Annotated in this window: 22 protein-coding genes and 1 pseudogene; 1 reads left to right on the top strand and 22 read right to left on the bottom strand. The window is 33.8% G+C overall.

The window, feature by feature from the left end:
* Positions 1 to 20: 20 nt before the first annotated feature.
* The 16 genes and pseudogenes from CBF36_RS04740 to CBF36_RS04815 form a co-directional block, all read right to left on the bottom strand.
* Complete coding sequence (locus tag CBF36_RS04740; RefSeq protein ID WP_125957077.1) at positions 21 to 839, bottom strand: DivIVA domain-containing protein; 819 nt, start codon at positions 837 to 839, stop codon at positions 21 to 23.
* Positions 840 to 853: 14 nt separating this feature from the next.
* Entirely contained in the window at positions 854 to 1,636 is a 783-nt protein-coding gene (locus tag CBF36_RS04745) for a YlmH family RNA-binding protein (RefSeq protein ID WP_125957078.1), read from the bottom strand.
* Between the two features lie 18 nt (positions 1,637 to 1,654).
* Positions 1,655 to 1,918, bottom strand: coding sequence for a YggT family protein (locus CBF36_RS04750; RefSeq protein WP_243637979.1), 264 nt, complete (start codon positions 1,916 to 1,918; stop codon positions 1,655 to 1,657).
* Positions 1,919 to 1,936: 18 nt separating this feature from the next.
* Positions 1,937 to 2,548 carry a cell division protein SepF gene (locus CBF36_RS04755; RefSeq protein ID WP_125957080.1) on the bottom strand — a complete coding sequence of 204 codons (612 nt, stop codon included), beginning with the start codon at positions 2,546 to 2,548 and terminating at the stop codon, positions 1,937 to 1,939.
* A 15-nt stretch (positions 2,549 to 2,563) separates the two neighbouring features.
* A complete protein-coding gene (locus tag CBF36_RS04760) occupies positions 2,564 to 3,250 on the bottom strand; it encodes a YggS family pyridoxal phosphate-dependent enzyme (RefSeq protein WP_243637977.1) in 687 nt (228 codons plus the stop codon).
* Between the two features lie 307 nt (positions 3,251 to 3,557).
* Positions 3,558 to 4,532: pseudogene (gene ftsZ, locus CBF36_RS04765) on the bottom strand (cell division protein FtsZ); the annotation flags it as partial.
* A gap of 21 nt (positions 4,533 to 4,553) precedes the next feature.
* The gene (ftsA, locus tag CBF36_RS04770; protein WP_125957083.1) at positions 4,554 to 5,894 is read right to left on the bottom strand and encodes a cell division protein FtsA; all 1,341 of its coding nucleotides are present in this window, start codon (positions 5,892 to 5,894) and stop codon (positions 4,554 to 4,556) included.
* Between the two features lie 131 nt (positions 5,895 to 6,025).
* Positions 6,026 to 6,952 (bottom strand): cell division protein FtsQ/DivIB, encoded by a 927-nt coding sequence (locus CBF36_RS04775; RefSeq protein ID WP_125957085.1) that lies wholly within the window; start codon positions 6,950 to 6,952, stop codon positions 6,026 to 6,028.
* Positions 6,953 to 6,973: 21 nt separating this feature from the next.
* Complete coding sequence (gene murG / locus CBF36_RS04780; RefSeq protein WP_125957087.1) at positions 6,974 to 8,062, bottom strand: undecaprenyldiphospho-muramoylpentapeptide beta-N-acetylglucosaminyltransferase; 1,089 nt, start codon at positions 8,060 to 8,062, stop codon at positions 6,974 to 6,976.
* Between the two features lie 2 nt (positions 8,063 to 8,064).
* A complete protein-coding gene (murD, locus tag CBF36_RS04785) occupies positions 8,065 to 9,426 on the bottom strand; it encodes a UDP-N-acetylmuramoyl-L-alanine--D-glutamate ligase (RefSeq protein ID WP_125957088.1) in 1,362 nt (453 codons plus the stop codon).
* 13 nt (positions 9,427 to 9,439) lie between these two features.
* Positions 9,440 to 10,408, bottom strand: coding sequence for a phospho-N-acetylmuramoyl-pentapeptide-transferase (mraY, locus tag CBF36_RS04790; protein ID WP_125957090.1), 969 nt, complete (start codon positions 10,406 to 10,408; stop codon positions 9,440 to 9,442).
* A 1-nt stretch (position 10,409) separates the two neighbouring features.
* Positions 10,410 to 12,302, bottom strand: coding sequence for a penicillin-binding transpeptidase domain-containing protein (locus tag CBF36_RS04795; RefSeq protein ID WP_125957092.1), 1,893 nt, complete (start codon positions 12,300 to 12,302; stop codon positions 10,410 to 10,412).
* A complete protein-coding gene (locus CBF36_RS04800) occupies positions 12,302 to 12,691 on the bottom strand; it encodes a cell division protein FtsL (RefSeq protein WP_125957094.1) in 390 nt (129 codons plus the stop codon). The genes CBF36_RS04795 and CBF36_RS04800 overlap by 1 nt, the downstream gene beginning before the upstream one ends.
* A gap of 1 nt (position 12,692) precedes the next feature.
* Entirely contained in the window at positions 12,693 to 13,658 is a 966-nt protein-coding gene (rsmH, locus tag CBF36_RS04805) for a 16S rRNA (cytosine(1402)-N(4))-methyltransferase RsmH (protein ID WP_125957096.1), read from the bottom strand.
* Positions 13,659 to 13,678: 20 nt separating this feature from the next.
* Positions 13,679 to 14,110, bottom strand: a complete 432-nt coding sequence (gene mraZ, locus CBF36_RS04810) for a division/cell wall cluster transcriptional repressor MraZ (RefSeq protein WP_125957098.1) — start codon at positions 14,108 to 14,110, stop codon at positions 13,679 to 13,681.
* A gap of 146 nt (positions 14,111 to 14,256) precedes the next feature.
* The gene (locus CBF36_RS04815) at positions 14,257 to 14,631 is read right to left on the bottom strand and encodes a DUF3397 domain-containing protein (RefSeq protein ID WP_125957100.1); all 375 of its coding nucleotides are present in this window, start codon (positions 14,629 to 14,631) and stop codon (positions 14,257 to 14,259) included.
* A 169-nt stretch (positions 14,632 to 14,800) separates the two neighbouring features.
* On the opposite strand from CBF36_RS04815, the gene CBF36_RS04820 reads away from it, so the two are divergent.
* The gene (locus tag CBF36_RS04820; protein WP_125957102.1) at positions 14,801 to 14,920 is read left to right on the top strand and encodes a DUF4044 domain-containing protein; all 120 of its coding nucleotides are present in this window, start codon (positions 14,801 to 14,803) and stop codon (positions 14,918 to 14,920) included.
* Between the two features lie 28 nt (positions 14,921 to 14,948).
* Here CBF36_RS04820 and recN read toward each other — a convergent pair whose 3' ends face one another.
* Genes recN through xseA form a run of 6 tightly spaced genes read right to left on the bottom strand, consistent with a single transcriptional unit; the run spans position 14,949 to position 20,397 of the window.
* Entirely contained in the window at positions 14,949 to 16,625 is a 1,677-nt protein-coding gene (recN, locus tag CBF36_RS04825) for a DNA repair protein RecN (RefSeq protein WP_125957103.1), read from the bottom strand.
* Positions 16,626 to 16,641: 16 nt separating this feature from the next.
* Positions 16,642 to 17,088: an arginine repressor gene (locus tag CBF36_RS04830; protein ID WP_125957105.1), complete on the bottom strand. Its 447-nt coding sequence runs from the start codon at positions 17,086 to 17,088 to the stop codon at positions 16,642 to 16,644.
* Positions 17,089 to 17,100: 12 nt separating this feature from the next.
* A complete protein-coding gene (locus tag CBF36_RS04835; protein ID WP_125957107.1) occupies positions 17,101 to 17,928 on the bottom strand; it encodes a TlyA family RNA methyltransferase in 828 nt (275 codons plus the stop codon).
* Positions 17,925 to 18,824, bottom strand: a complete 900-nt coding sequence (locus CBF36_RS04840; protein WP_207854465.1) for a polyprenyl synthetase family protein — start codon at positions 18,822 to 18,824, stop codon at positions 17,925 to 17,927. The genes CBF36_RS04835 and CBF36_RS04840 overlap by 4 nt, the downstream gene beginning before the upstream one ends.
* Positions 18,825 to 18,826: 2 nt before the next feature.
* Positions 18,827 to 19,054 (bottom strand): exodeoxyribonuclease VII small subunit, encoded by a 228-nt coding sequence (locus CBF36_RS04845; protein ID WP_125957108.1) that lies wholly within the window; start codon positions 19,052 to 19,054, stop codon positions 18,827 to 18,829.
* Complete coding sequence (xseA, locus tag CBF36_RS04850) at positions 19,051 to 20,397, bottom strand: exodeoxyribonuclease VII large subunit (RefSeq protein ID WP_125957184.1); 1,347 nt, start codon at positions 20,395 to 20,397, stop codon at positions 19,051 to 19,053. Before xseA ends, CBF36_RS04845 begins: the two co-directional genes overlap by 4 nt.
* Position 20,398: the final 1 nt, after the last annotated feature.

Genomic DNA, 20,398 nt, shown 5'->3' on the forward strand with positions numbered 1-20,398 from the left:
TTTTGTATATGACTTATTTATTATTTAACTTTTGGACGTGCCGCACGTTCCACTTTATTTAACTTTTTTGTTTCTTCATTTTTCTCATGCTTTTCCTCATTTTCTGTTGGATTAACAGGTTTATTAGGCATTTCACGAGTTGTACTTACTTTAATTTCTGGTTGTTTAATATTTGCTTTAGCTTTAGGTAAATTATCAAAATTTGGTTTAACATTTACCGCTGGAGAAGTTGATTCTAGTCCGTTTGCTGCTTCAACAGCATCTAATACTTGTCTAAATGCTTGATGACTACTATCAACATAAGCACCAAATGGTTTAAGAATTTCATCCCACTCGTCACTTTGTACAATTTGTAATTGAGATTCTAATAACACAGATAAGTTTCTGTGGAAAATACGAGTTTTTTTCTTCAAATCGTCTGTCTCAACAGCTAATTGACGCGCACGTTCACTTGCTTCAGATAAAATTTGGTTAGCTTTATTTGTCGCACCTGTTATTAACTCATCTGACATTTTGTTAGCATGAGCTAGTATATCTTCTGATTGTGCTTGAGACTGTTGAATAGCTAAATCAGATTCTTTAATAGCATTTTCTTTTAATTTATCAGCAGTGTCTTGCGCTACGATAATTGATTGATTTAATGAATCTTTTAATTCATTAAAGTAACTCAATTTATCATTCGCTTGTTTCACTTCTTTTTCTAAAGAACGGTTTTCTTGTGTTAATTTTTCAACCTCTAAAGCGATTTGATCTAAAAAGTCATCTACCTCATCACGATCATACCCTTTAAATTTGCTATTAAAACTTTTATTTGTAATATCGATTGGTTTAATTCCCATTTTTACACTCCTTGCTACTTTCTTAAAACTCGAATTTTTAATCGTATTTTATCTTTTTTGGTGTTTCCTAATGTTTCAAGTAATTGAACTCTACCTAGTCCACGAACTGACACAATATCTAAGTAATCTACTGGAAAATCAACACGCTCAACCTCAGTCCAATTTACTTTTGCTTTTTTGGACTCAACAATGAGTTTTGCACGTTGTCTAGATACATTATATACTGTCGAAATAATATTATCAATTCTAAGTGAAGAGATTGTTAACGTCTCCTCTAACCACTCATCAGTCGGATGCAAAATATCTTGCCAACCTACTTCGTCAAATTTTACTCCAAACGAACCAATTTTGTCAACTTGTTGAGTAATATAATTAGAAATAGACTTTTTAATAAAAACTTGCCAATGCTCTCCATCCGTTATAATATCACCAATAAATTCTCGTTTAATACCAGTACTCATCAGTGTTCCTAAGATTTTTCCATGAGTTAAACTTCCAAATTTAACTGGATATTTTATCTGGTAAACTTGGATTTCATAATCCGATTCATTTGGCTCGTAATAACTTGGATACAACACGGCACATTTTCTTTCAGAACCCTCAAATCCTCCAAAAAAAGATAATAATACATCATCCCTCTTACCCACTAGTGTTTTCAAAATAAACATTTCTCGAGGGTTTAAAAATTCCGTTACAACAGGGGCGTATTGCATTTCTACCTGCTCCACCCAATTACCAACTGTATCAATAAAAGGATGCTCGTCCTTGCGAAAATGCTGATACACATTAGCTTGCAAAAAACTCACATCCTTTCTTTAAATCATATAAATTAATCTTGCTAGTATTAAAATCAAACCTTGCCCAGCTAATTGTAAAACAAATATTGCGACAATAATTGTAAAATCAATTGGACCAACACTTAAGTTCAAGCGATCAAACATACTTAAATACGGTCTTGAAATACGTATAATAAATTGGCCAATTTTTGAATCATACGCTCCAGGAAACCATGAAAGTAATGCATAAATAACTAAAACATAAGTATATATTGTTATTGCTTTAGAAATTAAAGCTATAATCAAATTAACACATCCTTATTATTTGGGTATATGAGTAGCTATTATGTTACGTGTAAAACTTGAGTCCACATCAACATTTGCAGGTGTACAGATAAAAATATCATCACCCAAACGCTGAATATCTCCATCAATTGAATACACGACACCTGTCATAAAGTCAACAACTCTTCTTGCCGATTTCTCTGCCATTAACCTGAATGATAAAATAACTATCTCTTTTTTGAAAAGAGCTTGAGCAATTTGCTTACAATCCATGTAATCCCGTGGCTCATATACTGTTACTTTTCTATTATGTTGTCTAGCAACCACCATACGTTTATTTCCATTTGAGGTAGGTTGATAGGTATTCATTTCAACGACTTTTTCATTTATATATTGGTTTTCTGGTTCGGAAATTTTAATATTTTCTGTTGAATGACTATCGTTTTCAACAGGTTCTTGTATTTCTTCGTCTTTTTCTATATGACGACTAACATTATTCATTTCCGTTTGCTCTGGTGTTGTTTCAATAACAGGTTGTTCATCTATTACTTCTTCATCTACAAAAGGTTCATTATCATCATATAACTCGTCATCTGCCACACCAAAAAAACCAGAAAATCTTTCGCCAGCTTTATTGAATATCTTCACTCTATCACCTCTCCCCTAAGATTCGAAAAATCTCGAACCAATCCTTACAAAAGTTGCGCCACTTTCAATAGCCGGCATAAAATCCTGACTCATTCCCATACTTAATTCAGTACAAGGAGCATAGTCTAAATTTTTCGATGCTATTTCTTGTTGCAATTTTTTTAATTGATTAAAATAATGAGATAATTCGTCAAGATTTGAATCAATAGGAGCCATGGTCATCAAACCAACAACTTCAATTCTATCAAAATCTTTTAAATCCTTTATGAAATGCAATAAATCATCTGGAGAAATACCTTGTTTAGTCATTTCTCCAGAAACATTTACTTGCACAAAACATTTAATTTTACTTAGTGCTCGTTTTTGTATTTCTTCTGCTAATGATATTTTATCTAATGCGTGAAAATAGTCTATTTGATTAATCACTGTTTTAACTTTTCGACGCTGTAGATTACCGATAAAATGCCATTTTATTGTTTTATAATTTGCAAGATATGCTTGCTTTTCTAATAGCTTTTCCATTCTGTTTTCAGCTAAATGACTAAACCCTAAATCAACAACTTGTTTTGTTGTTTCATTATCGACTGATTTAGTGACACAGATAATAGTAACACTATCAATTGGTCTTTGACTGATTTGACAAGCTTTTTCAACATCTTGCTGAATTGATTCAACATTTTGTTGCAGTTTTTGCAGGATCAATCTAAGTCACCCCTTATTTTTTTCTTCTAAAAAAAGGTGGGGTACTTAACTCATCTTCAGATTCTAACGGATGTTCAGCTTCTTGACTTGGTGTATCATAATCTTTTCTATCAATGGCTTCAAATTGTGTTTCATCAGGCACTTGACGTGTTGATGGTTCACGTTTTAAATCCCAGTCTCCAAACGCACTTGATTGAGTAGTACGTGTTGAATCCATTTCAGGTACTTCACGCATTGGTTCTTGAACTGGACGCGCTTGACGTTGTTGAACCATTCCGTTTTGAGTTGCTACATTATTTCTTCCCATTGGTTGACGCTCTTTTTTTCCAGGGTCAATACCTGTTGCAATAACTGTTACAACGATTTCATCACCTAATTGGTCATTTACAGAAGTTCCTAAGATAATATTAACTTCTCCACCAGTTGCACTTGCAACAATTTCAGAAGCATCTTGTGCTTCAAATAAAGTCATATCAGCGCCACCAGTAATATTTAATAATACTTGTTCTGCTCCTTCAATCGATGTTTCAAGCAATGGAGATGCGATAGCTTTTCTTGTTGCTTCAATTACACGATCTTCACCATTTGCTACACCAATTCCCATAAGAGCAGTTCCTTGATCTTCCATCACTGTTTTAACATCAGCAAAGTCCAAGTTAACATATCCTGGTGATGTAATTAAATCAGAAATCCCTTGTACGCCTTGGCGTAACACGTTATCAGCTTCTCTAAACGCTTCTAACATTGGTGTACGTTTGTCTACGATTTCTAATAAACGGTTATTAGAAATAATAACCAACGTATCAACATTTTCTTTCAACGCAGAAATTCCTTCAGCTGCAAAACGACTACGTTTTGGTCCTTCAAAACTAAATGGACGTGTCACAACACCTACAGTCAAAGCACCTTGTTCTTTAGCAATTCCAGCTACTACTGGAGCAGCTCCTGTACCTGTTCCGCCACCCATTCCGGCAGTAATAAACACTAAATCCGCGCCTTTTAAAGCTTCTGCAATTAAATCTTCACTTTCAGATGCAGCTTTTTCACCAATATCTGGTAAAGATCCAGCACCTAAACCTTTTGTAAATTTAGGTCCTAATTGGATAACAGTTTCTGCTTTAGAATGTTGTAATGCTTGAACGTCTGTGTTTGCTACAATAAACTCAACGCCCTTTACTCCCTCGTCAATCATACGGTTTACAGCGTTACCGCCACCGCCACCAACACCGATAACTTTAATTACCGCGCCAGTATTTACAGTATTATCTAATGAAAATTCCATTATTTGCTTCCTCCTAGACTATTAGTCAAATATATTGGATAAGAAACCTTTTACTTTACCGCCAAAACCTTCTTCTTTTTCTTTAACAGGTTCATTAGCTGGCATTTCTGTAACAGGTTCTTGTGCTTGTTGTACAGTTTTCTCATGTTGTTTAGTTTCTACTGATGTTTCGCGAACAGGTTTAGCTGTTCTTTTTTTACCACCAGTAACGGCTAATTTAGTTACATGATAAACTTCATCAAGTTGTGCGACATACTCAACAATAGCAATAGCGTTAGCGTAAACTGGATTACGTAATCCCATATGGTTTGGCACATATAATTTAACGTTTGTTCCAAACATATCTGCTGCTAATTCTACTACGCCAGGTAAGCTTGCTGCCCCACCAGTTAAAATAACACCACCAGGTAAATTAAGAGCATCAATGCTATCTAACATCATTTTTGATTTTGAAAAAATTTGTTCAACACGTGCTTCTATAATTTCTGATAAATAACGTTCATCAATTTTTACCGGTTCATTTTTACCAATTACATCAACAGGAAATTCTTCATTTGGTGAAGTTCTTTCTGGATAGGCATACCCATAGTTGATTTTTAATGCTTCTGCATTAGTTAATGATGTGTTTAAAACAACAGAAATATCTTTTGTTACAAATTCTCCACCTTCTTGTTCAACGTGTGAGAATTTTAATTCACGTTCGTACATTACAGAGGTAGTTGTTTGTCCACCACCCATGTCAATAATAGTTGTTCCGAAATCTTTTTCTCCATCTGAAAGAATAGATGAAGCTAAAGCAAGAGGTGTAATAACCATTTCATCAATGACTAATCCAGCTTTTTCTACACATTTTTGGATGTTATGAACAATCGTTTTAGGACCAGTATAAAGAAGTCCCTTCATATCTAAACGAACACCAATCATGCCTCTTGGGTCTTTAATTCCTTCAAAACCATCAACTTTAAATTCTTGTGGAATCAAAGTGATTACTTGTCTTTCAGGCGGTGTTGATCTAACAACTGCTGCTGATGCAACATTTTTTACATCTTTGTCTGTTATTTCTTTTGACTCACTGTTTACAGCAATCATGCCTTCACATTTTTCTACTTCTAAAAGATTAGCTGGTATCCCAACGCTAACACTCTTAATTTGAACACCTGATTTTTCTTCTGCTTGTTTAATTGCTCGTTGAACTGATTGGACAGCTTTATCAATATCAATAACGATACCACGATCCAACCCTTTTGATTTAGCATTTCCTACACCAATAATGTTAATTTGATTTTCTATGTACTCAGCAACAACAACTTTTATTGATGTTGTTCCGATGTCAAGACTTACATATATTCCTGTTTTTGCCATGAAAGGTCTTCCCTCCTATAATTCTAACAAAGTCTTCCTTTATTATATGCATAATACCTCACACCATTCTATCATAAATAGTACTATGAAATAAAGAAGAATACCACATTTGCTAGTTTTTTTTCTGAACGTTAAAAACCATTATTTGTACTTTCACTGGAATTTTCGTCCGATAAACCATCACTTACACTACTATCTTGCGTCTCAAATGGATAGGAAAAGACGCCTGTTTTCCCTGCTTCCATATCAATAACGCCTTTTGTTTTCATTTCTGCTACAATTTTATCATAAAAAACCAATTTATCTGCTATTGTTGTTGATAATCCGATTACTTGATTACCATCTTTCATATTTAACTTGATTCTAAATGGATTTGTTTTAGTTGCTTGTGATTCAATTGACATTATTTCTGATTTCATTTTTGGTGTAAATTTTTCGTAAGATTTTAATAACGAATCTAATCCTTCGCCTTCTTTAAAATTAATTAATTGAGGTAAGTTTTTTTCAGATTCTTGTGCTACTTCGGATAATATTTTCCCATTTGATAAAACAGGATACATTTGATTGTCCTTTGATAAAACAGCTACAACATCATATTCTGTCACTTTAATATAAAAATGATTAAATTGTGTGATTTTTAAACTTGCTGTTTTTACTCTTGGATTGTCTTTCACGATGCGTTTCATATCTTCAGATTTATTAAAATACTGTGACCATAAATTATCTCCTACAGTTAATTGACTAGACTTCACAATCGACTGAGTATCTGCTTTATCAACACCTTGAATCGTAATTCCTTGAAGCTTACTTAATGGTGAAATGATATACAGTGTAATTAATATTCCTATGGTCAAAGTTACCAAAATAGTTGTTAATCTTCTCGTTAATCGTTTTTCTTCTTTAGGTGTTAAACCTTGAAATGGAGATAACTTATTAATAGGTTTTGTTTTGGCTGGTAATCTATTTTCTTGCTTTTTGCTTATTTCCGTTTTGGATGATTTTATCAAATTATGATTAGTTTGATTTTCCCCTTTATCATCCTCTTTTTTGTTTGACATCCCTTACTAGCCCTCCTTAAATTAGGTTAGTTCCTGAATCAAACCATACAATCGATCCATCGCATCAGGAATCCCTTCAGCCTTTGATGCTTTTGCCATAGTTTGTCTATAATTATCATCTAACATTAACTTGTCTACTTGCTCAACCAACGATTTACCTGTCAGTTCACTATCTTTAATCATCAATGCTGCTTGCTTATCAACAAGACTTTTAGCATTTTTTGTTTGATGATCATCTGTAACATTAGGACTAGGAACTAATATAGAAGGTAATCCTAACGCTGTAATTTCTGCCATACTAGTCGCACCGGCTCTTCCGACTAATGCTTCTACATTGATTAAAACGTCAATCATATTATCAATATATGGCACTACTGTTACATTAGTTAATTGCTTAATTAGCTCTTCTTTTTCTTTAAATTCATCAAAATAAATAGTCCCAGAAGCATATAATACCTGATATGGTTTTCCTTTAAATAATGGTAATGCTTCTTTCATCGCGTTATTAATAGTTTGAGCTCCACGGCTGCCACCAAAAATAACGATAGTAGGTTTATCAGAATCCAAACCATATTCCTCTAATACCTCTTTTTTGTCTACCATCATCACTTCTTGAGCTCGAGGATTCCCTACTAGTGCAACTTTTTCTTTTGGAAAATACTCGGCAGCATCAGTAAAACAAATCCCTACTTTATCAACATATTTTGATAAAAACTTATTCGTCATACCTGCAACGCTATTTTGTTCATGAATAATTGTTGGAATATTTAATTTACTCGCTGCATAAACAACCGATCCACAAACATATCCGCCTGTTCCAATCACAATATCAGGTTGAAATTCTTTAATATATTTTTTAGCTTGTTTAATACTTGTTAAAAATAAATACACTGTTTTAAAATTTTTTAACGTTAACGTTCTATAAAACCCTTGAATTTCAATTGTTTTAAATGGAATATGTTGATTAGGTACTAACTTACTTTCTAAACCTTTTTCTGTTCCAATATATAAAAATTCTGAATCTGGGTATTTTTCTTTAATATAGCGAACAATAGAAATAGCTGGATAAATATGTCCACCTGTTCCTCCACCTGATACTAATACTTTCATTATTATTTCCCTACTTGCTTAGTTATTTCTGCTACAAATTCTTCCCCACGAGTTTCAAAGTTAGGATACATATCCCAACTAGCACATGCCGGTGACAAAAGAATCGTATCCTCTGACTGTGCCACTTTTAACGCTTCTTTCACTGCTTCTTTCATGTTATTAACACAAATAATTTCTGATACTTGTGCTTTTTCAGCAGCTTCTTTTAGTTTCTCTTTTGTTTCGCCTAATAATATTATGGCTTTTAGTCGCTCAATCGTTGGAATAAATTCATCAAAAGAATTTCCTCTATCAAGCCCTCCAGCAATCAATACTAATTGTTCATTATCAAACCCACTAATAGCTTTTTTTGCTGCTAAAATATTCGTTGCTTTTGAGTCATTATACACTTTGACTCCATCATATGTTCCGATATATTCTGTTCGATGAGGAACACCTGAGAAAAGTGACAAACTTTTTTTGATTGATTCATTATCAACGCCCGAGACTTTTGTCACACAAATTGCTGCTAGAGCATTCTCAACATTATGCGAGCCGGGAACACCTAATTCACTTGCTTCCATTATTTTGTCATCTTGATACATTAGACAACCATTTTCTAGATACGCACCATTGACTTTTTTTGTAACAGAAAAATAAACAATAGAGGCGTTTGATTCTTGTGATAATGACACTAACTCTGGTAAATCTCCATTTAAAATCAACGTATCATCTTTTGTCATATTTCTTTGTATACGCCACTTGGCTTTAACGTATTCATCACGCGTTCCATGATAGTCAATATGCGCTTCATAAATATTGGTTATGACAGCTATTCTAGGTCGAAACTCATCAATTCCCATTAATTGAAAACTTGATAGCTCTGTTACTAGCACATTGTTCTTTGTTGCCTTTACAACCACATCACTAGCAGGAAACCCAATATTTCCAGCTAATAGTGCTTTATTCGGTTGATATGTATCAATGATTTGTTTAATCATTGTCGTCGTTGTTGTCTTACCATTTGTTCCTGTAATTCCTATAAATGGTGCTTCTGATACTTGATAAGCTAACTCCACTTCAGTAATAATTGGAATATGTTTCTTTATTGCTTTTTCGAGAATAGGATTCGTATAAGGAATCCCTGGGTTTTTTACAATAAGAGAGAACCCTTCATCAAGAAGGTCTAAAGGATGACCATCAGTAATGACTGTTATACCTGCCTCTAATAATTCTTGTGCTTCTTTATTATCTTCTAATTTTTTCGCATCATTGACAGTAACAAATGCTCCTAGCTCGTGTAATAATTTTGCTGCTGCAACACCACTTCTAGCTAGACCTAACACTAATATCTTTTCATTTGCATAACGTTTTGACTGTTTCATCCTTGCTATCTCCTTAATTATATAAAATGCCTAATGTCAAAGCTGACATCACTAATCCTACTATCCAAAAAACAATATCTATTTTCCATTCAGACCAACCACTTAATTCAAAATGATGGTGAATAGGAGACATTTTAAAGATACGTTTCCCTGTTAATTTAAATGATGTGACTTGCATCATCACACTTAATGTTTCCAACACATAAACTAAACCAACCAATAATAATGTCCATTCTTGATGCAATAAGATAGAAATAGTTGCTAGCATTCCACCTAGTGCAAGAGAGCCTACATCTCCCATAAATATCTTGGCTGGTTTTTTATTAAAGACTAAAAAGCCAAATAATGCACCAACTGTTGCTAAACAGATTAATTCAATAGCAAATTGTTCTTGCTTGTATGCAATAATGGCATAAGTTCCAAAAGAAATCATCCCTAAACCAGATACTAAACCATCAATACCATCTGTTAAATTCACTGCATTGGAAAACCCGACCAACCAAATCACAGCAAACAATCCATATAAAAAGCCAAAATTAACATTGCCAATCAGTGGGATAAATAATTCATCTGTTACACCATTCGACTTCATTACAGCATAAAGAATGATTCCTCCAACAATTTGGCCAATCAATTTCTGTTTTGAATTTAACCCTAAATTTCTTTTTTTGAAAACTTTAATAAAATCATCTAAAAAACCTAGTAATCCATATAAAAACATAATAAATAATATACTCCAAAAAGAAAAAGTCATTTCTTTTTGCCAAGCGCCCACAATGAGAGAAGTTAATAGAATACTTGTTAGAAAAACAACTCCTCCCATAGTTGGTGTTCCTGATTTAGCAAGATGTCCTTCAGGTCCTTCTTCACGAATGGCTTGCCCCATTTTTTTCATTTTAAAATACCCTATAAATAGTGGCATAACCATAAATACAAAAGCTATAGCCAATGACAGTGGTATTAATATTTCTACTCCGTTCATGTTACTCTCCTTTATCCGTTGTGGTATCTACTTTAAATGCATGTTTTAGCATACCGTTTGATATTTCTGCAATTAATTCTGACGGTGAACCAAATTCTCCTGTAATCACTGGTTTTTTCATTGTGACGTACATAATGTATTCAGGATTTTCTGTTGGTGCAATTTGAACCACTGAATAAATGTAATCATTTGCTCCTGTTAGAAGTTGACCATTTTCAAATATTTGGGCTGTCCCTGTTTTGGCAGAAACGTTCACCCCATCAATATTATAAATACCATAACCTGTTCCATATATTTCATCATTTACCGTATCTTGCATGTACTCAAGAACTGTTTTCGCCGTTGCAGCTTTGATTGGTTCTCCAACAACTTGTACTTTCGTTTCTTTTTCTTTTCCATTTTTATCCACTATTTTTTTTATATATCTTGGTTTTAACATTTTACCTTCATTTGTGATGGCTGTATAAGCTTGCATCATTTGAATATTGGTTACAGATATTGCTTGACCAAACGCTGTCATCGCCATATCTACTGGGTTACTATCACTAATACTCCCAGCTGCTTCAAGTGGCAATCCAGACTCTGTTGAATGACCAAAACCAAAACGCTCTAAATACTCTGGCCAAATCGAGCCCATTTTTTGCTCCAAATTAACCATCCCAACGTTACTTGACCAAGCTAAAGCTTGTCTGTAAGTTAAAGGTCCTTTCCCGGTTGGAATCCAGTCACTAATTGTCGCATCATATAATTGAGTTCGACCAGAATTAAAAGTTTCATTGTACGGAAATTTTCCTGAATCAATGGCAGCAGCGACAGTAAATACTTTCATCGTTGAACCTGGCTCATATGGACGTTGAACAAGTAGATTTTCCCAAACAGGATCTGGCTGACCTTTTTCTTTATATAAGCCTTCTTTTGTTTGTGGATCAAAGGTTGGACGTTGTGATGCTGCTAAAATATCTCCTGTTTTAGCATCCATTAAAATAGCGGTCATATCTTCTGGGTGCGCCTTTTCATTAACACTGTCCATTACATCTTCTAATCGTGTTTGTAAATTAGTATCTAACGTTGTGTAGATATCTTGTCCATCTTTTGCTTGTTTATCTATCACTTCAGTTCCAGGAAGCTCATTTCCTTTACTGTCTTTTTGATAATATTTAAACCCATCTTCTCCTTTTAAAATATTATCATATGCATTCTCAATACCTAATCCATTTTTTCCACTTAATTTGCTGTTTTCTTTATCCGTATCTTCTGGTTGTGCATAACCGATAAAGTAAGACGCAAATTTGCCGTTAGGATAGAGTCTATCTGGATGTTCTTTAAAGTAAATACCAGTAATATTTTCTTTTTTTAGTGCTTCTTCAATATTATTTTTGGTTTCTAAACTGAGATTCTTTCCTTTAGAGCCAAATTCTACATTCGTTATTAACTTTCCACTTTTGTTTTTCTTAGGTGTTAACTGCTCTAAGACTAACTCTTTATCAATCCCTGTATATTTATTTAAAATATCAGCAATTTTATCGTGGTCTTTTTCATGGACAAACAACTCAACATTATTAATCCCTTTATAGTCTTTATCAAGTTCAGCATATAACGAATAAGAAGTAGCATCTTCAGCAAGTGGTAGCCCATTACGATCGAAAATGGTTCCACGTTTTGCCTTTATAACGCTACTTCCTTGATATATTTTTTGTCTTTCCGAATCAAGACTTTGCGAACCCACTTTACCAACTGTTATGATATAAACGAAACGTAAAGATATCAAAACAAAAACGGCAATAGAAGTATAAAACAGGATAACCCCCACTTTTTTTCTATTGCCTGCTGGTGTTAAACTCTTTTCTTGTATTTTTTTGTTTATCGTTATAAAAAACTGTTTAATTTTTTTCATCATTTGATTTTCCTTATATTCTCATCATGCATTTGCATTCCTGCAGACTCAGCAACTTTCTTCAAACGCTCAGTTCGTTGTAATTCATTTCTTTCTTGATCAAGCGTATCAATGTCTTGTTGCATTTGTTTTTTTTCAGCTTGAATAGAAGATATAGCTTCTTCTTCTCGATTAATATAGGTTGTCATACGAATTGTGGCAACGGCTAAACATAAAAATGTCGCAATAAATACGGTAAAAATAAATTTTTCTAATTTCGTCACTTTTTTTAATTTACTTTGTGGAAGTATGGGTGCTTGATATTCTTCCAATGTCTTATTCTCCTCTTTAGGTGAGTTAACTGGAGAATTATCATATGTAATTGGACTTTGCTTTTCTGGCAGAGACATGTTAATCCACCCTTTCAGGAGTTATTTTTTCGATAATACGCAACTTAGCACTACGTGATCGATTGTTCATTTCAAGTTCCTCTTCTGATGCCACAATGGGTTTTCTATTAACCAACTTAATGTCTGGTTGATACTCAACTGGTACAATTGGCAGTCCAGGTGGTAAATCTTGAGGGGTACTATATTCTTTAAAAATATTCTTAACTAATTTATCTTCCAATGAATGGAACGTAATCACACTAATGCGACCAGCTGGTTTTAATAAATCAATGGCCTGTTCAAGTGTTTCTCCTATAACATCCAATTCACTATTGACTTCTATACGAATGGCTTGAAAAATACGTTTAGCAGGATGCCCACCTTTTCGTCTGGCAGGAGCTGGTATGGCATCTTTAATAATATCAACTAACTCACCAGTTGTTTCAATCGGCTGTTCTACTCGCTTTTTCTCAATCAATCGTGCGACTTGTTTTGAGAATTTTTCTTCACCATATCGGAAAAATATTTTAACTAGTTGCTCATACGTGTACTCGTTCACGACTTCTCTAGCTGTTAATGAACTAGTTTGATCCATCCGCATATCCAGTGGTGCATCTTGATGATAGCTAAATCCTCTTTCAGCTTCATCTAATTGCGGAGAAGATACTCCTAAATCATATAATATTCCATCTACTTGAGTCACACCTAGTTCATTCATTTTTTCTTTTAGATAACGAAAATTACTTTTTACAAACGTCACTTTTCCCTGTTCAATTTCATCTGATAAAAATTTTTGTGCATGTTCAATAGCACGCTCATCTTGGTCGAAGGCAAATAAATGTCCTTCATTAGATAGCTGAGACAACAGATACTGGCTGTGTCCAGCACCTCCCAACGTGCAGTCTATATATATTCCATTAGATTTTATGTTTAATCCATCCACTGTTTCTTTTAATAAAACTGTGACATGTTTAAATGTTTCTGACATATTCATTCTCCATTATTTGCTTATATTCCAAAATCAATTAGCCCTTCCGCAATGTCATCAAAATTTTCTTCAGCTTCTTTAGAAAAAGCACTCCAGCGTTCTTCGCTCCAAATTTCGATTCGATCGGATACACCAATAATGACACAAGGTTTTTCCAGTCCTGCAAATTCTCTTAATTTAGCAGGGATATTTATACGTCCTTGTTTATCTATTTCACACTCAGTAGCAGCGGAATAAAAGAATCGAACGAATGTCCTAGCATCTTTTTTAGTAAGTGGCATGTTTTTCATACTTTCTTCTAAGGTTTCCCATGACTCTAACGTATAGCCAAATAGACATCCATCCATTCCTCTGGTTACAATAAACCTTTCACCAAGAGAATCTCTAAGTTTAGAGGGTACGATTAGACGTCCTTTTGAGTCAATATTATGCTGGAATTCTCCCATAAACATAACTTGGTCACCTCACACTGCCACTCAATAGTTTCAGTCTACCACATTACCCCACTTTCTACCACATTCTTATAAAAAAAATTATAATTTATCATAGATTTTAAATAATTATAAAAAAAGCATCTTCTAACTAAAGAAGACGCACTCTACCGTTTTAAAAACAGAATAATACTACCGATAATTAATACAACATAAATCATTAACGTTACTAAAAAAGAAATACGCCATAATATTTTAAAATAGCGTTTATAATTAATATCATGAAAATAATAAGCAAACATTATCGCAACAAACATTCCGATAAAAAAGATCATTAAAAAGACGTACGCTAAAAAGCTACTTCCCAATGTTCCTTTTGATACAAAGTGAATGCCCACAAAAAAGAATGGTGTTGCTATATCAGGTGCTTTTATACCATATTTTTTATCAATATTTGTTTTTTTTACAAGTAAATTACTTGCAATCATCACTATCACTGGAAATAAGTACCAAAAAAATAGCGCTACTGTGAAATTTGGCATGTTTTTTATCCCTTCATCGACATTATAATACCTCCATTATAAGCATTACATCCCAGTCTTTCAATTTATTTAAGCATTTTTTTACATTTTATTGATTTTCTTGCTATTTTTATAAACCTCATTGTAAAATATACTGTAATGACTATAAAATTGGAGTGAATACTAAACAATGGATAAAAAACCAAAATCAACATTCAGTAAAGTCACTAAAGTTGTAATATGGATTATGCTTATTGTAACTGTCGGAGGAATTGTATTATCCTCTTTAGCCGCTTTAGGACTTATTTAAACAGAAAAACCACTAACTTTTTCATTAGTTAGTGGTCTTTTTTAGCTAAGGATAATAGTTCTTTAGCGTGTTCCCTTGTTAAATCTGTTACATCTGCGCCAGATAGCATTCTAGCTATCTCATCAATTCGTTCATCTTCTGATAATTCACTTACTTTGGTTTGAGTTCGATTATCTTTTACTAATTTTCGAATAAAATATTGCGTATCTGCTATGGCTGCGACTTGTGGTAAGTGAGTAATACATAGTACTTGCGACTGTTCACCTATCTGATGAATTTTTTCTGCAATGGCTTGAGCAACGCGTCCACTTACTCCTGTATCGACTTCATCAAAGACAATACTTGTAATTGATTGCGTTGCAGAAAAAATAGTCTTCAAAGCCAACATAATACGCGATAACTCTCCACCTGATACGATTTTAGCTAACGGTTTCAACGATTCCCCAACGTTAGTAGACATGTAAAATTCAATTCGATCTTTTCCATTTATCGTTAAATCTGTTGCAGAAAAGTTTACTTTAAATACAGCTTGCTCCATATAAAGACTGGCTAATTGCTTCATAATGTTTTTTTCTAATTGTTTAGCAACTTCATGACGCTGTTGACTTAAGCTATCAGCTAAACAATCCAATTCATTCTTCATTATAATAAGTTCTTCTTGTAGCTTTGAAACATCTGTTGTGCTGTTTAATTTTGTTGATAACTCTTCAGAAATATCATTAAAATAGGAAATAATCTCTTCAACTGTTTCCCCATATTTTCTTTTTAATTGCCTAATAATATCCAAGCGGTTTTCAACCACAATTAAGCGTTCATCATCCATCTCTAATTGTTCCAAAGAATTGCTCACTCGTCCAGTTGCTTCTTGTAATGAGTAATAAGCTGTTCTTAATAATTCTGTTGTTTCAGCATACTCATCATCAATCGATTCAATTTGCTCCATCTCACTCATTGCAGACCCACTAAGTGTTACAGCATTTAACTCATCATTATCAAGGTATTGATGGGCTTTTTTTAATGAATCCATAATTTTTTGAAAGTTCATTAATTTACGTCGTTCTTCAATTAATGATTCTTCTTCACCCACCATTAACTGAGCAGACTCTATCTCTTTATACTGAAAGGTTAACATATCCATTCGCTGAACAAATTCTTTCTCATTATTCAACATATTTGTAACCTGTTCTTTCAACGACACATACTGACGAAATTTTTCCTGATAACTTATTAAATTCACTCTAAGATCTTCTGGAGCATATTGATCTAATAAATGTAAATGATTTTGAACTTGCATTAATTCTTGGTGTTCATTTTGACCATGAATATCTACAATATAAGGGCCAATCTCTCTTAACGTTTTCGTTGTGACTAGCTGCCCATTAATGCGACAGTTATTTCTACCTGAGCGATAAATCTCACGTTGAATCACTAATTGCCCATCAGATGGTTCTATGCCATTATTTTCTAAAAACAAAGAGACTTGTTGATTATCCGAAACAAAAAACGATCCCTCGATGCGACATTTTTCTGCCCCATCTCTTATATAATCAGCCGATCCACGGCCACCAACTATCAGTCCCATAGCATCAATTATAATAGATTTACCAGCACCCGTTTCCCCTGTCAAAACAGTCATACCTTCTTTAAAAGGAATCGTCAAATTAGAAATGATGGCAAAATCTTGAACAGTTAATTCTTGAATCATGTCACTAATCACCTCATTATGTCATAGATAAAATTTCTCTTTCTAACATACGTGCTTGCTCGTTGGTTCGAGTAATAATCAATAATTTATCGTCATTTGCAACAACTGTAAACAAGCTGTCTTCATAAACAAATTCTACTAATTTTCCAATAATAACCCCCACACCTGGTTCCAATTGTAGGTTAACTAAATTATCCATTGTATCAATTTTGATAAAAGACGTCTCCATCATTTTTTCTAATCGACGTTTCTCTGTTGTGTCATTTTTGGGTAAAATATATTTAAATTCCCCTTGATCATCAACTTGTTTAATCAAATTAAGTTCTTTAATATCACGTGAAACGGTTGCTTGAGTCACAGGGATACCTCTTTCCTTTAGCAACATAACCAATTCTTCTTGTTTTCCAACGTTTTCTTCGAATATTATTTTTTTAATTAGTTTTTGTCGTTCAGACTTTCTCATAATCGACCTCTCTTATCCATTCAAGTGATTGTGGGCTCTTTCAACTAATTCTATTGGTGTTTCATTGCCTAGATATTCACCAGTTTTTTCACAAGGTTTCAAATAGGCTAGAAACTCTATATTTCCTTCCCCACCAGTAATTGGAGAATAATCTAATTGTAAAACATCAAATTTTGACTCAGTCATCATGTTTATCATAGTATTTAATACATCGACATGCACCTTTTTATCTCGAACAATCCCTTTTTTCCCTACTTGCTCTTTTCCAGCTTCGAATTGTGGTTTAATCAATGCCACAACTTCTCCGTTTGAAGAAATAATATCACGTAAAACCGGAATAATCAGTTTTAATGAAATAAATGACACGTCAATGGTTGCAATGTTTGGCTGACCTAACTTAAAGTCAGATAACTTAGAATACCTAAAGTTCGTTTTCTCCATGACCTCAACGCGTTCATCTTGTCTTAGCTTCCACGCAAGTTGGTTAGAACCAACATCTAGAGCGTAACTCATCATTGCTCCGTTTTGTAAGGCAACATCAGTGAATCCTCCTGTTGAGGAACCAATATCCAATAAGATTCGATTTGAAAAATCAATATCAAACACTTCGATTGCTTTTTCTAATTTCAAACCACCTCGAGACACATACTTCAATACTTGGCCCTTTAACCTAAGCTCCGTTGTAGTCGGAATTTTTTCTCCAGGTTTATCATAGCGGATATTTTTTTCATCGCAAACTAAACCAGCCATGACTGTCCGTTTTGCTTTTTCTCTTGTTTCACATAGTCCTTGTTGCACTAAAAGAACATCGACACGTTCTTTACCTACTTTTTCTTTCATGCTATTTCCTTCAATTCTTTTAGTATTTCATCTAATAACGTCAAACTATTTATCGATTGATTTAGTTCTAATTTTACTTGGTTCAACGCTTCTTGTGCCTTATCACATTGCTCATAAAAAGCTTCTTTAGCACCAGATAATCCCAATAATGATACATAGGTTGATTTGTTTAGCTTTTCATCACTACCTGTGTGTTTACCGATTAACGTTTCATCTCCAATAACATCGAGTAAATCATCACGAATTTGAAAGGCAATTCCTAAAGATGTTGCATACTGTTCTAGTTTGCCTTGAACAAAGATGTTAACGTCCGCTATAATACAAGCCATTTCAACAGCACTTTTTATTAGCGCTCCTGTTTTTTTCTCATGAATTTGCTGTAACTCTTCCAAAGAAACTTGCCTATTTTCAGCCTGTATATCTTCTACTTGTCCTGCAATCATCCCTTTTGTACCAGCACTAGCAGATAATATCCCCATGATGTTAACTAGCTTTTTAGGCTCAATATCAGCCAAAGATAATAAGTGAAACGCTTCAGTTAACAACCCGTCTCCTGCCAAGATAGCCAGTGCTTCTCCAAATTCAATATGGTTTGTCGGCATTCCGCGACGTAAGTCATCATCATCCATCGCTGGCAAATCATCATGAATCAACGAATAGGTATGAATCATTTCAAGTGAACTCGCCACATTGTACTCAGCTTGTGTAATAGAGTAATCAAATACATCTAACGTTGCTAAAAAAAGAAGTGGTCGAAACTTTTTCCCACCCGCTTTAATAGAATAAATCATTGACTTAGTTAATTCTTCTCCAATCGTTTCTTCCTGAAGAAACTCACAGATGCTTTGTTCAATCTTTGGTGCATTCATTGCGACAAAATTAGAATAATTTGTCATCATTACTCTCCTTTAGCTTCAAACTCTATTTCTTGACCATCATGACTCATGACTTTTGTTAAGGTCTTTTCGGCATTAGCTAATGTTTCTTGGCACTGCTTACTTAATTCTACACCACGTTGAAATTTTTCTAAAGCTATTTCTAATGGAACATCTCCTGATTCAAGTCCTTTAATAATCGTTTCTAACTCTTCCATTGATTCTTCAAACGTTTGTTTTTCTTTGGTCATATCATCCCATCGCTTTCTATTTCTTTTACAATTGTTATTATTTTACCATCTGACACATTTAACGTCACTTCATCTTCAATTTTAACATCTGATACGCTTTTTACAATATGTTGTTGTTTCGTAACATAACTATATCCTCTGCTCATTGTTTTTAAAGGACTTAATAAATCAAGTGATTCAGCCGCTTGATAAAAATGCTTTTCTTTATTAAGTAACAGCTGTTGCATCGAACGATTAAGTGTTTGCTCAAAAAAAGTAAGCTCTTGATGACGTCTTTTTATTTGTTCTGAAGGATTTTTAAGCATTAATTTTTCAGATTGCTTTTGCCACTGTGTTTGTTTTTCATGCAATGTATTTGTGATGGTTTGTTTCAAACGTCTGTCTAAACCATCTAATTGTAAGTAAAAGGCTTCGTATAATCTATTCGGTTGCTTAAACATCACTGACTGACTTAATTTATCGTAGTTAGCCCGTTTATGTTTCAACTGATTATTTAATGCATTGTATAAACGCATTTGTTTTTCGCGAATTTTTATTAGCTCTTCTTTTAATACAGGAACTGCTAATTCGGCAGCTGCAGTGGGTGTTGCAGCTCTAACATCGGCCACTAAATCAGTCAGTGTCGTATCTGTTTCATGCCCGACAGATGAAATAACAGGCGTTCTTGATTCAAATACCGCTCTTACAACCTCCTCCGTATTAAAAGACCATAAATCCTCAATAGAACCTCCACCACGACCAACAATCATGGTATCAAAATTTCCTATCTCATTGATTTCCCTAATCCGTTGAGCAATTTCCTTAGAGGCATCGTCCCCTTGAACTTTTGTTGGAAATAGAACAAGTTGTGCAATCGGATAACGTCTTTGAACAGTTGTCATAATATCTTTAATCACCGCACCGCTAGGGCTAGTGACAACTGCTATACGTTTAGGATATTTAACTAGCGGTTGTTTATGACTTTCTTTAAATAACCCTTCTTGATTTAGCGAATTTTTAAGCTGTTCATAAGCTTGATAAAGTGCTCCTACACCATCTGGCTCCATATGATCGATATAAATTTGATAATTTCCTGACGCTTCATAAAGCGAAATTCGACCAACTACTAAAACTTTCATACCTTCTTCTGGTTGAAATTTTAATTTTTGATAAGCACCTTTAAACATCACCGCAGATAATTTAGCTTTTTCATCCTTCAAACTAAAATATTGATGACTGTTTGCTCTAGGTCTAAAATTCGAGACCTCACCAGTTAAATAAACTTGCTCCAAATAAGGATCTGCTTCAAATTTTCGTTTTAAATATTTTGTTAATGCTGTTACTGTTAAGTAATTCTTTTCTATC

Origin of the sequence: Vagococcus bubulae (genome assembly GCF_003950315.1) — a bacterium.
Classification (GTDB): domain Bacteria; phylum Bacillota; class Bacilli; order Lactobacillales; family Vagococcaceae; genus Vagococcus; species Vagococcus bubulae.